Origin of the sequence: Demequina subtropica (assembly GCF_000971235.1) — a bacterium.
Taxonomy (GTDB): domain Bacteria; phylum Actinomycetota; class Actinomycetes; order Actinomycetales; family Demequinaceae; genus Demequina; species Demequina subtropica.
Window position 1 is genome coordinate 248,947 of sequence record NZ_BBMB01000011.1, and the last position, 13,656, is coordinate 262,602.

Here is a 13,656-nt window from a genome sequence, read left to right on the forward strand (position 1 = left end):
CCGGCATCGTCCCGAGCAACGCCGAAGGCCCGGCCTCGCCGCGTGAGCGGCGGGACCGGGCCCTCGAAGCGTTCGCGCTACTCGGCGGTCTTGGAACCCGCCTCGGCGTCGGTCGCGATCGGCTCGTCGACCACCGAGTCGCGGTCGACGCCCTCGAACGTGAACTCGCCGAGGATGCCCTCGCCCTGCGCGTCCACGCGGATGATCTGACCCGAGGTGACCTCGCCGAAGAGGATCTTCTCCGACAGCGGGTCCTCGATCTCGCGCTGGAGGGCGCGGCGCAGCGGTCGCGCACCCAGGACGGGGTCGTAGCCCTTCTCGGCGAGCAGCTCCTTCGCGGCGGTCGTGAGCTCGATGCCCATGTCCTTGTCCTTCATGCGCTCGTCGAGGCGGGCGACCATGAGGTCCACGATCTGGATGATCTCGTTCTGAGTGAGCTGCGGGAAGACCACCACGTTGTCGACGCGGTTGAGGAACTCCGGCTTGAAGTGCTCCTTGAGCTTGCCGTTCACCAGCTTCACCATGTCGTCGTACGTCTGGCCGCCCTCGACGATGGCCGAGAAGCCCGTCGCCTGACGGCGCGAGATCGCGTCCGCACCGAGGTTGGTGGTCATGATGATGATGGTGTTCTTGAAGTTGACCTCGCGACCCTGCGCATCCGTCAGCTTGCCGTCCTCCAGGATCTGGAGCAGCGAGTTGAAGATGTCCGGGTGGGCCTTCTCGACCTCGTCGAACAGGACCACGGAGAACGGCTTGCGGCGCACCTTCTCGGTGAGCTGGCCGCCCTCCTCGAAGCCCACGTAGCCGGGGGGCGCACCGAAGAGGCGGGCCACGGTGTGCTTCTCGCCGTACTCGGACATGTCGAGCGAGATGAGCGCGTCCTCGTCACCGAAGAGGAACTCGGCGAGCGCCTTGGCAAGCTCGGTCTTACCCACACCGGTCGGGCCGGCGAAGATGAACGAGCCACCGGGACGCTTCGGGTCCTTGAGGCCGGCACGGGTGCGGCGGATCGACTGCGACAGGACCTTGATGGCCTGCTCCTGGCCGATGATGCGCTTGTGGAGCTCGGCCTCCATGTGGAGCAGACGCGAGGACTCGTCGGAGGACACGCGCGTGACGGGCACGCCGGTCGACATCGACAGCACCTCGGCGATCAGGTCCTCGTCCACCACGGCGGCGACGTCGAGGTCGCCCGACTTCCAGGCCTCCTCCTTGCGCGCACGCTCCTCGGAGAGGCGGCGCTCGACGTCGCGCAGCGACGCGGCCTTCTCGAAGTCCTGCTCGTCGATCGCGGACTCCTTGTCGCGGCGCACGCCCGCGATCTTGTCGTCCAGCTCCTTGAGCTCGGGCGGCGACGTCATGCGACGGATGCGCAGGCGCGCGCCCGCCTCGTCGATGAGGTCGATCGCCTTGTCCGGGAGGAAGCGGTCGGAGATGTAGCGGTCCGCCATGGTCGCGGCGGCCACGATCGCATCGTCCGTGATGGTGACGCGGTGGAACGCCTCGTAGCGGTCGCGCAGGCCCTTGAGGATCTCGATGGCGTGCGACAGCTCCGGCTCCGGCACCTGGATGGGCTGGAAGCGGCGCTCGAGCGCGGGGTCCTTCTCGACGTGCTTGCGGTACTCGTCGAGCGTGGTCGCGCCGATGGTCTGCAGCTCGCCGCGCGCGAGCATCGGCTTGAGGATCGAGGCCGCGTCGATCGCGCCCTCGGCCGCGCCGGCACCCACGAGCGTGTGGATCTCGTCGATGAACAGGATGATGTCGCCGCGCGTGCGGATCTCCTTGAGCACCTTCTTGAGGCGCTCCTCGAAGTCACCGCGGTAACGGGAGCCCGCGACCAGCGAGCCGAGGTCGAGCGTGTAGAGGTGCTTGTCCTTGAGCGTCTCGGGCACGTCGCCGCGCACGATCGCCTGGGCGAGTCCCTCGACCACGGCGGTCTTGCCGACGCCGGGCTCGCCGATCAGCACCGGGTTGTTCTTGGTGCGGCGCGACAGGACCTGCATCACGCGCTCCATGATGAGCTCGCGGCCCACCACGGGGTCGAGCTTGCCCTCGCGCGCGGCCTGCGTGAAGTTGCGGCCGAACTGGTCCAGGACCGTCGAGCCGGCCGGGGTGCCCTCCTGGGGGCCGCCGCCGGAGGTGACGGGCTCCTTGCCCTCGTAGCCGGAGAGCAGCTGGATGACCTGCTGGCGCACGCCGCCCAGGTCCGCGCCCAGCTTGCCGAGCACCTGCGCCGCCACGCCCTCGCCCTCGCGGATGAGGCCCAGCAGGATGTGCTCGGTGCCGATGTAGTTGTGGCCCAGCTGCAGCGCCTCGCGCAGCGACAGCTCGAGGACCTTCTTCGCGCGCGGGGTGAAGGGGATGTGACCGGAGGGGGCGTGCGAGCCCTCGCCGATGATCTCCTGCACCTGCTCGCGGACGCCGTTGAGGGAGATGTCCATCGCCTCGAGGGCCTTCGCGGCCACGCCTTCGCCCTCGCGCACCAGGCCGAGCAGGATGTGCTCGGTACCGATGTAGTTGTGGTTGAGCATCCGCGCCTCTTCCTGCGCGAGCACCACAACACGACGGGCTCGATCGGTGAACCGTTCGAACATGTCAGCCTCCCTTGATTCGTCCGGCCGGGGCCGGGGTCGCGGCAGTCTCCCGCCACGGTGCTTCCAGGCTAACCGCGGGCCCCCGGGCCTCATGCCCGTGTTCGCCAGGGGCGTGAAGGGATTGGGGAGGGGACGATGCGCGGGCCGGCGCGCGCGTGAGCGTCGCGTCCGGCGTCGCGGGCCTCAGACGCTCCGCTTCACGGAGATGCGGACCTTCATGGTGGTCGCCGTCTGCGACACGACCGTGGCGGTGAAGGGCACGCCCGAGCTCGAGAACGTCTGGCCCGTGCGGTGGGTGGTGTGCCAGCGCCCGCTGCGGCCGGTCGACAGCACCTCGACGCCGCCGCGTCGCTTGGCCTGGGTGGCCAGCAGGCCCGAGCGGTACACCACCGAGCGGTACTGCACCGTGAGGGGCCCGAACAGGCCCGACGCGTAGTAGGCGCCGGCGTCGGTGCCGCGCGCGTTGCGGTACTCGAGGTAGTAGGAGATCTTGGTCCGCTTGTCCGTGATCCGGACGGCGCGCGTGCCTCCGCGCGTGTGCGTGGGGCTGAGCGTGACGGTCCGCGTCTGCGCCTTCGACGTGTCGAGGGACACGGTGGCCCTCGCCTCGCCCGGAAGGCCCAGGTAGGCGCGCTGCGCGGCGCCGAGCGCGCCGGGCGCGTAGCCCGTGCCCATGCCGATGCCCATGGGACCGTAGAGGCCGTAGTACTCCGAGGTCCGCGTGGACGAGCCCTTGCCCGTCCGCAGGTTGGAGTGCATGAGCCCGAGGTTGTGCCCCAGCTCGTGCGCCACGAGGTTCATCCGCGGGTAGACCATGTGGACCTTGCCGCCGCTGTGCAGGGTCCCGGCGTTCGCGAGCCCGCTGTAGCCGTAGCGGCACCCCGTGGGGCTGTACACCACCAGGTGGTTGGCCTTCTTGCTGAAGTCGACGCCGGGGAACCTCTTCGCCGCGCGGGACCACAGCTGCGTGGCCGTCAGGCCGCACGACCCGGAGATGCGCATCGTCCTCGTCGACTTGACCGGGAACGCGGTGATCGCACCACGAGACTCCGACGTCCAGTAGTTCGCGGCCGACCTGGTCACGCGGGTCGCGGTCGCGGCCGACACGTCGCCCGACACGCGCGGGTCGGAGATGGTCACCACGTAGGCGCGGTGCGCGCGCGGCGATGCGACGGAGGACGATGCGGCGGACGCCGGCGGCGCCGAAGACACGGCGACGACGGTGAGCGCGGACCACGCCGCGAGCAGCACGAGGGCACGGCGGAGGGCACCGGGGCGCGAAACGGACATGGCGCCCGAGGGTAGGGGTGCTCAGCGGTCGCGGAATCCGCCTTGTGCGTGGCGTGTGAGCACTCCCACAACGCCTTCATGATCGCGTGGAGCGGGCGACTCGTCGCCCGCCTGCTGCGTGCGCAGTACGCGCGCGGCGCCGCGCATCGTCCCCTGTACCGCGTCCGTGGCATCTTCGTCCCTGACGGGACGGAAGCCTGGTCGGACCAGGGATCTCGTCGTTATCTTGGGTCCAGGTCGCGCATTCGCCGGCCGCACGGCGCCGGGAGGGGCAGCACACCATGATCGAGGCGAGAGACCTCACCAAGAAGTACGGCAGCAAGACCGCCGTCGACCACGTCACGTTCACCGTCCAGCCGGGCATCGTCACCGGCTTCCTCGGCCCGAACGGCGCCGGCAAGTCCACCACGATGCGCATGATCCTCGGCCTCGACAGCCCCACGGCCGGCGAGGTCACCGTCAACGGCAAGCCCTACGCGAAGCTGGTGACGCCGCTGAGCGAGATCGGCGCGCTGATCGACGCCAAGGGCGTGCACCCGCGTCGCTCGGCGCGCCAGCACCTGCGTGCGCTCGCCGCGACGCACGGCATCTCGGACCGCCGCGTCGACGAGGTGCTCGACCTCACGGGCCTGAGCCAGGTCGCCAAGCGCAAGGCGGGGAACTTCTCGCTCGGCATGGGGCAGCGCCTCGGCATCGCCGGCGCGCTGCTGGGCGACCCGAAGATCGTCATGTTCGACGAGCCTGTCAACGGGCTCGACCCCGACGGCGTCCTGTGGGTGCGCCAGCTCGCGCGGCGGCTCGCGGAGAACGGGCGCACCGTGTTCCTGTCGAGCCACCTCATGAGCGAGGTCCAGCAGACGGCCGACCACGTCATCATCATCGGCCGCGGCAAGATCCTCGCCGACGCCCCGCTCCAGGAGTTCGTCCGGGCTCACGCCCGCGAGGGCGTCCTGGTGACCTCGCCCGATGCGGGCCGGCTCGCCGAGGCCGTCAAGGCGGCGGGCGGGACGGTCCAGGCCGTCGACCACCGCGAGCGGATCTCCGTGACCGGCATCGAGGCGCGCGAGATCGGGCGGATCGCCCGCGACAACTCCCTGTGGCTCGCGGAGCTCCGTGACGAGAGCACGAGCCTCGAGGACGCCTACATGCACCTCACCGCCGAGGAGACCGAGTACCGGGCCGGCGTGCCCACCGAGAGCACCGCGAAGGAGGCCTCCAAGTGAGCGCCGCGACCCAGACCGATACGACCACGTCCGTCGAGGTCGTCACCCACCGTGCGGGCTACGCCCGTGCCGTCCGCTCCGAATGGATCAAGGCGCGCACGCTGCGCTCGACCTGGATCCTCGTGGGCTTCGCGCTGCTGGCGTTCATCGGCTTGCCGGTGCTCGTCGTCGGGGAGACGACCGTCACCGACCCAGCCGAGGGTGCAGTGGCGGCGATGCACGCGATCTTCGTCGCGAACGACTTCGTCCTCATCCTGGTCGCGGTGCTCGGCGCGCTGCTCACCACGTCGGAGTTCACCACCGGCATGGCGCGCAACACGTTCACGGCGACGCCCAAGCGCGGGGCCGTGCTCGCGGCCAAGGCGACCATCGCGTCGCTCTTCGCGCTCGGCATCGCGGTGGTGGGCGCCGTGGCCACGTGGTTCGCACTCGGGGACAAGCTGTCCGGTGCGGCGTCGCTCGACTTCGGCAACGCCGAGATGGTCAAGGTGCTCGTCGTCACCCTTGTCGGCTACATCGTCACCGCCGTGCTCGCCGCCTCGCTCGGCGTGCTGCTGCGGTCGTCGGTGGGCACCATCTTCACCATCGTGGCGATGCAGCTGATCCTTCCCGGCATCCTGCTCTCCGTGCCCAGCGACATCGCCAACTGGTGCGGGGCCGTCATGCCCGGCGTCGCGGCGAGCGCCGCGGTCAACACCGATCCGATCGACCCCGGCACCATCTTCCTCACGCCGGGCGCGGGCCTCGCGGTCCTCATCGCGTGGGCGGTGCTGCCGTTCCTGGCGGCGATGGCGGTGCTGAAGGCACGCGATATCTAGCCCCGATCACCCATCGCAGGGGCCGGCCGGCTCGGTCGGCCCCTCCGTGTGTCTAGGCCTCGAGCAGGATGGTGATCGGGCCGTCGTTGACCAGTTCGACGTCCATGTGGGCGCCGAACACCCCGGTGCCCACGGTCAGCCCCTGCGCGCGCAGCGCGGCCACGACGGACTCGACGAGCGGCTCGGCCACGGGCCCCGGCGCGGCGCCGTTCCACGACGGCCGGCGGCCCTTGCGCGTGTCCGCGTAGAGCGTGAACTGCGAGACCACGATCACGGGCGCGTCGACGTCCGACACGCTCCTCTCGTCGGAGAGGATCCGCAGCTCCGCGATCTTGCGCGCGATGGTCTGGACCTGCTCGGGCCCGTCGCCATGGGTGACGCCCACGAGCGCGACGATGCCCTGGCGGTCGAACGATGCGGTGACGGTGCCGTCGACCGTCACCGAGGCGCGGGACGCGCGCTGGAGGACCGCCTTCACCCGCGGCTCACCAGCCGCCGCGCGAGCCGCCGGACGAGCCGCGCGACTGGCCGGGGCGGCGCGGTCCCAGCGCGGGCCGCACGTCGACGAAGTAGATGATGACCGCGACGATCGATGCGAGCCCGAAGATGCTGGCGAGGCCGATGACGCCGCCCAGCGGGGCGGGGATGGTGAACACCGCCGCGAGGCCCAGGATGACGAGCCACATGGTCTTCGAGCGCTTGCCCGCAGCGACGAACTGCGTGTCGGGGTAGCGCGCCGCATCGATCAGGCCGTAGACGGCACCGGCGAACGCCGCGATGGAGATGACGAGCAGCACCAGCTGCTGCAGGCCTCCGAACATGGGAACCTCCGGGTGTGACGGCGCGGACGGGTTCCTACGCTAACGCAGGGGGAAGAACCTGCAGTCCCTCGGCACGCGCGGCAGCCGCGAGACGGCGGTCCCACGCGGCGAAGACGAGCTCGGTCCCGGTGAGCGTGAGCGCGCTCGCCAGGTGGATCGCGTCTCCCGCGCGGAGCGGCCTGCGATCCACGAGCTCCGCCGCGCGCTCGGTCACGGCGGGGCTCACCTCGACCTTGATGAGGCCCGGCCACAGCTCGGACCAGCGGTCGCGTGCCTGCGCTGCGGGCGCGGCGTCGATCCGGCCGATGCGCTCGGCGGACGCGAGCACCGAGCGTGCCTCCGCATCGGCCAGACGGGAGGTGACCAGCGCATCGGCGGCCTCCCAGAGCGCGACCGCGAGGTCGCTTCCCGTCTCGAGCACGCACAGCTTGAGCAGCGCGGAGGTGTCCAGGTAGACCAGCGCCATCGCGCTACCTGCGCAGCCTGCCGAGCAGGCTCGACAGCGCGTCCTTGGCCGCCTCGGCCTGCGGGAGGCGTGGCACGGCGCGGTCGGACGCGGGGAGGGCGATCACGCCTTCCTCGGCAAGACGCGTGAGCAGGGGCGTCGACTCGACGGGACCGATCTTGGCCGCCGGCAGCCCGCTGTCGGTGAGGATCACGTCCTCGCCGTCGCGCGCGGCCGCCAGCGCCTCGTCCAGCCTCGTCGCCAGATCGCTGATGGGCATCTCCACCCGGCCACCGTACCCCGGAGGTCCGCAGCGGCGGCGGAGGCGGGCGTCAGGCGGGAACGTCGCCGCCGTCGGCCGCGCACCCCTTGCCCATGAGCAGCCCCTTCATCGTGGGGCCGGGCTTGGGCGGCCTGTCGGCGGAGAAGCCGTCCGCGTTGACCACCAGCTCCTGCGCCGCCGAGACGGGGCCGCCGTCGGTCGGCACGGTGAGCGTGAGCGACGGGTCCACCGAGCGCTTGAGGATCGCGAGGGCGATGGGCCCGAGCTCGTGGTGGCGCGCCACGGACGTGACCCGCCCCACCTCGGCGTCGTCGCGTCCGAGGACGGGGGCGCCGGGCTCGGGAAGCGAGTGACCCGAGCCGTCGAGGTGCAGCATGGTGAGCCGCCGCGGGGGGCGGCCCACGTTGTGGACCTTCGCGACCGTCTCCTGGCCGCGGTAGCAGCCCTTGTGAAGGTGCACCGCGGTGCGGAGCCAGTCGAGCTCGTGGGGCAGCGAGTGGTCGTCGACGTCGAGGCGCGCGCGGGGACGATGCGCGGCGATCCGCAGCGCCTCGGTCGCCCAGGTGCCCGCGAGGGTCCAGCCGGACTCGAGGCGCGCGTCGATCTCGGCGTCCAGCGATGCGCGCGGGACGAGCACCAGCCGCCAGGGCCGCACCGCGTCGGTGAGCGCGGCGGGGTCGGCCGCGTAGGAGGTCCCGCCCGCGACGATGCCGGGCCAGGGGTCCACCCACGTGACCGGCTCGCCCTCGGCGGCCGGACGCGCGACGGCCTCGCCGATCGCCGCCCACTCCTCGGTCGCATCGTGCACCTCGACCCGCAGCATGAAGCGCATCCGGTCGAGGAACGCGGCGAGCGCGGGCGCGGTCTCGGAGATCAGCCACGCCGTGGCGCCGTCGTCCACGAGCCCGGCGACGTGCTCGATCCGGCCCTGCGGGGACAGGATCATGAGCTCGGCGGACACGCCCGGGGCGAGCGCCGCCACCTGCTGCGTGCACAGCGAGTCGAGCCACGTGAGCCGGTCGGGCCCCGTGACCATCACCACGCCGAGGTGCGACTGGTCGACCACGGCGCGGCCCTGCTCGAGAGCGCGCTGCTCGGCAGTGGGGTCGCCGTAGTGCCAGGCGACGCCCGCATCGGCGCCGAGGCCCACGACGGCGCCGTGACGGGTGAGGAGAGGTGAGGTCATGGCGGGAGAACGCGCGGCGCGGGGGTCAGGATTCCGGGGCGTCGTCCGAGCCGCCGAGCGTCTCGGCGTCCTCGGGCACGGCGGGGCCGTCGACGCGGGTGAGGCGCGCGCTCGCGTACGACTGGAGGTCCTGGCCGAAGGCCGCGAGGTCCCACGCCCACATGAGCTCGCCGCCCACGTTGCCGTACATGCGGGTCGCGCCGCGCACGTCGGGACCGGACTCGGTGGCGGCGGCGAAGCGGGTCGCGAGGTCGATGCGACCGTTGCCCACGGCGCCGAAGTAGGCGGTCAGCAGGCCCGACGCATCCGCCATGACCACCTCGAGCGGGTGCTGGAAGTCCCTGAGCTCGACGCCCTCGGGCGCGCTGGGCGCGACCCGCCAGTAGCCCGACTCCTGCGACCAGACCTGGCCCTCCTCGCCGTCCGGGCCCATGAGGGTGATCGTCGACGTGTAGATGAGGTACGGGCCGCCGTCGTGGTCGAAGACCACGCGCTGGCGGAAGTCCGAGGCTTCGATGCCGGGGTAGTCCACGACGCCGTGGCCCTCCCACGTGCCCACGACCCACGCGAGCGGGTAGACCTCCGGTGCGAGGTCGGACGGGATGACGAAGGTCACCGCTTGGGACCCTTCACCAGGCGGAAGGCGACGATGCCCGCGACCCAGGTGGTGGCGCCGAACGCCGCGACAGCGAGGACCGTGAAGGTGACGTCGAGTGCAGTCATGCGCCGAGTCTATGCCGGGACGCAGGTCCCGGGCCACGGCGGTCGCCGGCCCGGAGGGACGATGCGGCGCGTCAGTAGACGAGCGCCGTCGCGTCCGCCGCGGTCGCCTCCGCGACGAAGGCCGCGGCGCCCGCGATCCGCGCCCCGGGCAGCAGGTCGTCCTCTTCGATCTCGCGGCGGCGGGCGCACTGCGCGCACACCGTGAGGGTGCCGCCCGCGAGGACCGCGTCCCGCAGCTGGGACAGCGGCGGGGAGTGCGGGATCACCACGTCGTCGGTGCCCGGCAGCGCGTGGAGCGTCGCGTCACCCGTGAGCCAGACGCTCACGTCGAGCCCCGACGCGAGGCCGGTGGCGGCGACGGTGAACGCCTGCATGAGCGTCTCGACGCGCTCCGTCCCGCACGTGACCTTGACCACGAGCGCGGGCATGTCAGACCGCCGTGCGGGTGGTGGCGCGCTTGAACAGGAGGTAGATCTCGCAGCCCAGGCACAGGTCGAACACGCTGTTGAGGAACGACGCGAACGTCACGAATCCCGTGAAGACGAAGAAGCCGAGGTCCCAGCTGAGCAGCCCCGACCCGACCGCGAGGATCGAGAACGTGAGGCCCATCTGCTGCGCGAAGCGCGGAGCGCGGAAGGACTCGGTCTCCTTCGGCGGGTCGAGGCGCGGGCGCACGGCCTTCTTGAAGACCCACGACTGGAAGGTCGCCTGAGGGCCGATGATCGCGCCGGGGATGAACAGCACGAGCAGCACCGCCATGATCGCGATGCCGCCGGCGTTCGCGCCGGCCAGCAGCGCGGCGATGGAGAACGCGAGCTGGAAGAACGCGCCGAAGCGCGGTCCCCGAGGGTCGATCTGGATGTCGTTCATTTGTGCCTCCTGGGGCGGAGTCTAGGCGCGCCGCGCGACGCGCGTCACGCCCGCTAGATCGAGTAGTCGGTGCCCGTGCGCGGCACGGCCGCGAGCGCCTCGCGCGCCTGGCCCTCGGTGGGGGCGCCGGAGATGCGGGAGACCACCACGCCGTCGCCGTCGAGCAGCAGGATCGTGGGGGTCCGCAGGATCTCGAGCTCGCGCGCGAGCTCGAGGCGCTCGGCCGCATCGATCTCGATGTGCTCGACGCGCGGGTCCTCCGCGGCGATGCGGCCGAGCAGGGCCGCGGTGGGCGGGCACTTCGCGCACATCGGCGTCGAGAACTGCACGAAGGTCGCGTGGTAGCCGCGCTGGGCCCCGAGCGTCGCGGAGGACAGCGCCCCCGCGCGCTCCACCTCGCGCACGACTCCCTGGCGGCGCTGCCACCAGACCGCGGCGACGCTCGCGACCGCGAGGATCGCGGCGACGATGAGCACCCGTTCGAGCATGTTCTCCCTCGCTTCCTGTCAGCCGACCAGCAGGCGGCCCGCGACGTAGACGAGCACCCCGGCCGAAAGAACAGGCGCGAGCGCTGAGGACATTCCCGGCATCCACCCCTTCGCGCGGGGCTCCCGGCGCATGAGCTCCTGCAGCAGCGACACGATGACGCCGCACAGGAGGCCGACCCCGGCGCCGCCGTACCACGGCAGCTCGGGGAACAGCACGCCCGTCGCGAGCCCGGTCCCGGTGGCGAGGATCAGGGCGAGCAGCGAGTTGAGATGCGGCCGTCGGGTCGACACCGCGGCGACGGCCGCGACGGCGAGCGCCGCGCCGCCGGTCACCACGAGGTCCTCCGCGCCGTGCGTGCGCGACGCCGCGACCCACGCGGCACCGGACGACACCACTATCGCGCCCGCGCATGTCGCGGCCACCGACGTGACGGCGCGCCCGCGCGAGCTCGGCACGAACACCTCCGACACCAGCGCCGCGATCGCCATGAGCGCCACCGCGACCACCATGTGGCGCAGGTGCGGAGCCGATCGTCCGAGCACCACGGCGACCACGGCGAGCGCCCCGCCGCCCATGAGGATCACGGACGCGGCGCGGCGGCGCGAGGCGCGCAGCAGCGCGGGCCAGCCGAGCGCGAGCACCACGATCATGGCGAGCACCACGACGGCGAGATACCTGGTGCCCAGGAATCCGCCGGCCGCGATGAGCGCCGCGGCGACGGCGCTGATGGTCGCCCTGGTCGTGGGAAGCATGGGCGTTAGTGTCTCAGACCCTCGCGCCGCTAGAGTGAACCGCAATCGGAGGTGGCGATGGCAGACCTGCTCGTGCTCACGCCGTCAGGAGACGGCGCGGCTGACGTCCTGCCTGCCCTCGCGCTCCTGTCACACCGCACACGGGTGGTGGCGCCGGAGCCCTCGGCGATGCTCGATGCCATGGACGCGGACGTCCTGGTCGTCGACGCGCGGACCGACCTGGTGGAGGCGCGCAACAACTGCAACCTCATCCAGGTCACGGGCGTCGCGGTGCCCCTGCTGCTCGTGCTGCGCGACGGCGGCATGTCCATCGTCAACGCCGACTGGGGCGCGGCGGACGTGGTGCTGGCCGAGGCCTCCCCGGCCGAGGTCGAGGCCCGCATCCGCCTGCTCATCGGCCGCGCGAACGCAGCGGACCCGCTCGACCGCGTGGCCGAGTTCTCCTCGGGCGACCTCACGGTCGACGTGGGCGGCTACACGGCTCGCCTCAAGGGGGTCCCGCTGGACCTCACCTACAAGGAGTTCGAGCTCCTCAAGTACCTGATGCAGCATCCGGGCCGGGTCTACACCCGCGACCAGCTGCTCCAGGAGGTCTGGGGCTTCGACTACTACGGCGGCACGCGCACCGTGGACGTCCACGTGCGCCGCCTCCGCGCGAAGCTCGGCGCGGAGCACGAGCAGCTCATCGGCACCGTCCGCAACGTCGGCTACCGCTTCGATCCGCCGCAGCCTCAGCGCTCCGTCGCCCCGGAGACCGTCTGACGCCCCGATAGGATTGCGGCGTTCCCGTCCCGTCTCCAGGAGCGCCATGACCTCTCGGACCCCCGCCCGCCTCTTCTCGCGTCTCACGCCCTCGACCGAGCGGACGCTGGTCGACGTGCTGCGCACGGAACGCGCCGGGGGGATCCTGCTGCTCATCGGCACCGCGGCGGCGCTCATCTTCGCGAACACGCCGCTCCAGGAGTTCTACGGCAACCTCAGCGAGCTGCGCATCGGCCCGCACGCGCTGCACCTTGACCTCACGGTCGCCGCGTGGGCCAAGGACGGGCTGCTCGCGATCTTCTTCTTCGTGGTCGGCCTCGAGCTCAAGCGCGAGATCGTCGCCGGCGAGCTGCGACGGCCCGCGACGGCGGTGGTGCCCATCGTCGCCGCCATCGGCGGCATGGTGATGCCCGCGGCGCTGTACGTGCTCTTCAACATGGTCGAGGGCGGCTCGCTGGACGGGTGGGCGGTCCCGACCGCCACGGACATCGCGTTCGCGATCGCCGTGCTCGCGGTCGTGGGCAAGTGGCTGCCGAACGCGTTGCGCGCCTTCCTGCTGACGCTCGCGGTGGTCGACGACCTCCTCGCGATCATCATCATCGCGGTGTTCTTCTCGAGCGACCTGCACTTCGAGTGGCTCGCCGCCGCCGTGGTGTGCATCGTCGCCTTCGGCCTGCTCATCCGCAAGGGCTGGGCGTCTCCGTGGCTGCTGTTCCCGATCGCGTTCGCGGCGTGGGCGTTCATGCACGCCTCGGGCATCCACGCCACCATCGCGGGCGTCGCGCTCGGCATGATGGTGCCCGCGATCGCGCGCGAGGGGGAGCGCACGTCGCTTGCGGAGCACTGGGAGCACGTGTGGCGTCCCGTCTCCGCCGCCGTGGCCGTGCCGATCTTCGCGTTCTTCGCGGCGGGCGTCACCATCAACTCCGACGCGATCGCGGACCTGGTCTCGAGCCCCGTCGCGCACGGCGTGATCGCGGGCCTCGTGATCGGCAAGCCGCTGGGCATCGTCCTCGCGACGTGGCTCGTGGCGACGTTCACGCGCGCTCAGCTCGACCGTGGGCTGTCGTGGCTCGACGTCACCGGCATGGGCATGCTCGCCGGCATCGGCTTCACGGTGTCGCTGCTCATCGGCGACCTCGCGTTCGGCGGCGAGAACGCCGAGGTGGTGAAGCTCTCGGTGCTCACCGCATCCCTGCTCGCGGCGATCCTCGGTGCCTCCCTGCTGTTCGGGCGGGACCGGTTCTACCGCAAGCTCTACGAGCGCCGCTCCACGCCCATCCCGCTGCCGTCCAACCGGATGGCCAAGCCGCAGGAGCTCGGGAAGTCGATCGGTGTCGACCCCGCCGAGGTCGGCGTCGAGGGCGAGGACGATGCGGAGGCCTCCCACTAGGAGGCGC

Annotated in this window: 16 protein-coding genes; 4 read left to right on the forward strand and 12 right to left on the reverse strand. The window is 71.6% G+C overall.

The genetic code is table 11. The features are described 5' to 3' along the window. Positions 1–77: 77 nt before the first annotated feature. A complete protein-coding gene (locus tag AOM06_RS10815; RefSeq protein ID WP_062305778.1) occupies positions 78–2,594 on the reverse strand; it encodes an ATP-dependent Clp protease ATP-binding subunit in 2,517 nt (838 codons plus the stop codon). 183 nt (positions 2,595–2,777) lie between these two features. Continuing rightward, on the reverse strand, positions 2,778–3,884 hold the full coding sequence (locus tag AOM06_RS10820) for a zinc-dependent metalloprotease family protein (protein WP_062305782.1): 1,107 nt from the start codon (positions 3,882–3,884) through the stop codon (positions 2,778–2,780). Positions 3,885–4,165: 281 nt separating this feature from the next. Here AOM06_RS10820 and AOM06_RS10825 point away from each other — a divergent pair, with 281 nt between their 5' ends. Then, positions 4,166–5,107, forward strand: a complete 942-nt coding sequence (locus AOM06_RS10825; protein WP_062305785.1) for an ABC transporter ATP-binding protein — start codon at positions 4,166–4,168, stop codon at positions 5,105–5,107. Then, complete coding sequence (locus AOM06_RS10830) at positions 5,104–5,925, forward strand: ABC transporter permease (protein ID WP_062305788.1); 822 nt, start codon at positions 5,104–5,106, stop codon at positions 5,923–5,925. Before AOM06_RS10825 ends, AOM06_RS10830 begins: the two co-directional genes overlap by 4 nt. Before the next feature lie 52 nt (positions 5,926–5,977). Here AOM06_RS10830 and dtd read toward each other — a convergent pair whose 3' ends face one another. The 10 genes from dtd to AOM06_RS10880 all read right to left on the reverse strand — a co-directional run bounded on the left by dtd (position 5,978) and on the right by AOM06_RS10880 (position 11,494). Next, positions 5,978–6,403 (reverse strand): D-aminoacyl-tRNA deacylase, encoded by a 426-nt coding sequence (gene dtd, locus AOM06_RS10835; protein ID WP_062305792.1) that lies wholly within the window; start codon positions 6,401–6,403, stop codon positions 5,978–5,980. A 7-nt stretch (positions 6,404–6,410) separates the two neighbouring features. After that, entirely contained in the window at positions 6,411–6,746 is a 336-nt protein-coding gene (locus tag AOM06_RS10840) for a DUF2516 family protein (protein WP_062305795.1), read from the reverse strand. 34 nt (positions 6,747–6,780) lie between these two features. Next, positions 6,781–7,212 (reverse strand): type II toxin-antitoxin system VapC family toxin, encoded by a 432-nt coding sequence (locus AOM06_RS10845; RefSeq protein WP_062305798.1) that lies wholly within the window; start codon positions 7,210–7,212, stop codon positions 6,781–6,783. A gap of 4 nt (positions 7,213–7,216) precedes the next feature. Further along, positions 7,217–7,471, reverse strand: coding sequence for a type II toxin-antitoxin system Phd/YefM family antitoxin (locus AOM06_RS10850; RefSeq protein WP_228372942.1), 255 nt, complete (start codon positions 7,469–7,471; stop codon positions 7,217–7,219). Positions 7,472–7,523: 52 nt separating this feature from the next. Further along, complete coding sequence (gene ygfZ / locus AOM06_RS10855) at positions 7,524–8,660, reverse strand: CAF17-like 4Fe-4S cluster assembly/insertion protein YgfZ (protein ID WP_062305805.1); 1,137 nt, start codon at positions 8,658–8,660, stop codon at positions 7,524–7,526. Between the two features lie 25 nt (positions 8,661–8,685). Next, positions 8,686–9,276: a heme-binding beta-barrel domain-containing protein gene (locus tag AOM06_RS10860; protein WP_062305809.1), complete on the reverse strand. Its 591-nt coding sequence runs from the start codon at positions 9,274–9,276 to the stop codon at positions 8,686–8,688. A 178-nt stretch (positions 9,277–9,454) separates the two neighbouring features. Continuing rightward, complete coding sequence (locus AOM06_RS10865) at positions 9,455–9,811, reverse strand: DsrE family protein (protein WP_062305812.1); 357 nt, start codon at positions 9,809–9,811, stop codon at positions 9,455–9,457. Position 9,812: 1 nt separating this feature from the next. After that, positions 9,813–10,253, reverse strand: coding sequence for a DUF4395 domain-containing protein (locus AOM06_RS10870; RefSeq protein WP_062305815.1), 441 nt, complete (start codon positions 10,251–10,253; stop codon positions 9,813–9,815). Between the two features lie 53 nt (positions 10,254–10,306). Next, a complete protein-coding gene (locus tag AOM06_RS10875) occupies positions 10,307–10,741 on the reverse strand; it encodes a thioredoxin family protein (RefSeq protein WP_062305817.1) in 435 nt (144 codons plus the stop codon). An 18-nt stretch (positions 10,742–10,759) separates the two neighbouring features. After that, positions 10,760–11,494, reverse strand: coding sequence for a hypothetical protein (locus tag AOM06_RS10880; protein ID WP_062305819.1), 735 nt, complete (start codon positions 11,492–11,494; stop codon positions 10,760–10,762). Positions 11,495–11,551: 57 nt separating this feature from the next. Here AOM06_RS10880 and AOM06_RS10885 point away from each other — a divergent pair, with 57 nt between their 5' ends. Further along, complete coding sequence (locus tag AOM06_RS10885; protein ID WP_062305822.1) at positions 11,552–12,256, forward strand: response regulator transcription factor; 705 nt, start codon at positions 11,552–11,554, stop codon at positions 12,254–12,256. Between the two features lie 46 nt (positions 12,257–12,302). Then, positions 12,303–13,649, forward strand: a complete 1,347-nt coding sequence (gene nhaA, locus AOM06_RS10890) for a Na+/H+ antiporter NhaA (protein ID WP_082105506.1) — start codon at positions 12,303–12,305, stop codon at positions 13,647–13,649. Positions 13,650–13,656: the final 7 nt, after the last annotated feature.